The sequence below is a fragment of the Plantactinospora sp. GCM10030261 genome (assembly GCF_042666615.1).
GTDB lineage: Bacteria > Actinomycetota > Actinomycetes > Mycobacteriales > Micromonosporaceae > KBS50.
On the sequence record NZ_JBHTDD010000065.1, the window covers coordinates 1 to 1,245 of the forward strand.

The 1,245-nt window shown below is 69.3% G+C and carries 1 protein-coding gene; it reads right to left on the bottom strand.

Features of this window, described 5'->3' with window-relative positions; all coding sequences use genetic code 11:
• Positions 1–36 precede the first annotated feature (36 nt).
• On the bottom strand, positions 37–1,155 hold the full coding sequence (locus ACFQUZ_RS32340) for an IS630 family transposase (protein WP_377449101.1): 1,119 nt from the start codon (positions 1,153–1,155) through the stop codon (positions 37–39).
• Between the last annotated feature and the right edge of the window lie 90 nt (positions 1,156–1,245).

Below are 1,245 nucleotides of genomic sequence, written 5' to 3' on the forward strand. Positions count from 1 at the left end.
CTAGTGCCGTGACCACCAACGTTCGGGGTGTTGGGTTCAGGCTGCGCGGGTGGCGGGTTGGCCCCATCGTCGTTGTCGTTCGCTGCGGATGCGGGCGCGTTCGCGGCGTTGGGCGGCCAGGACGTCGGGGTGGCGGGCGTTGGCGTTGCGCCAGCGCAGGTAGTCCTGCAGCCGCCGGGTCAGGGCGGGGTGGTTGGGGTGGTTCGAGCCGGCGATGACGAAGGTGCGTAGCGGTCCGAACTGGGCCTCGATCGGGTTGGCCCAGGAGGCGTAGGTCGGGGTGAAGCAGAGTTCGACCTTGTTCCGGGTCGCCCACCTGCGGATCTTCGAGCCTTTGTGCGCGGACAGGTTGTCCAGGATCACGTAGATCGGCGCCCCGTCCGGCCTCGCCGCGCGGATCGACTTGAGCGCGGCGAGGGTGTTCGCGGCGCTCTTACGCCGCCGCACGACGCCCCAGAGTTGGTCGTCGCCGACGCTGTAGCACCCGTGGAACTGCCGGACGCCGTGCAGCTTGTGGTAGTTCGCGGGCAGCCGGTGCGGGTGTCCGGTCGGCGCCCACCCGGTGCCGGCCTGCGGCCGGATGACCAGGGGCCCGAACTCGTCGAACGCGAACACCCGCTGCGGGAAGTGGCTGCTGACGTACTCGATCCGGGCCAGCTTGGCGTCCCGGTGCGGGTCGGTGGACTCCTTCCACGTCTTGGTCCGCTGGAAGGTGATCCGGTGTCGGTGCAGGATCTGCCGCAGCCGTTCCCGCCCGATCCGAACCCGACGGGCGGTATGCGAGCCCAGGTGGTCGGCGAGCTTGCGGATGCTCCACCGGGTGAACGGCCGCCCCAGCGTCTCGGGGCGGGTGTTGGCCGTCTCGACGATGAACTGCTCTTCGTCGCTACTGATCTGGCGGGGACGGCCACCCGCCCACTGAGGGTCCAGGCTGGCCATCCCCATCTCGTTGAACCGGTGGATGACCTGCCGGATCGTGTCCTCGTCGGCCTGCACGAGACGGGCGATCGCCGGCACCGTGTTCCCACCGGCGGAGGCGAGCACGACCATCGCCCGCCTCAGCCGGATAGGCGAGCCGGTACCTCTACGAGTGATCCTCAGCAGCTGCTGACCCTCCTGGTCACTGAGCCGCCGTACACGAACGGGTTCTGCCACCGCCACAGCCTGACCGCCACCACGCCGCCCGGCCGACAGGCCATACGGCGTGTCACCCAACACCATGAACGTTGGTGGTCACGGCACTAG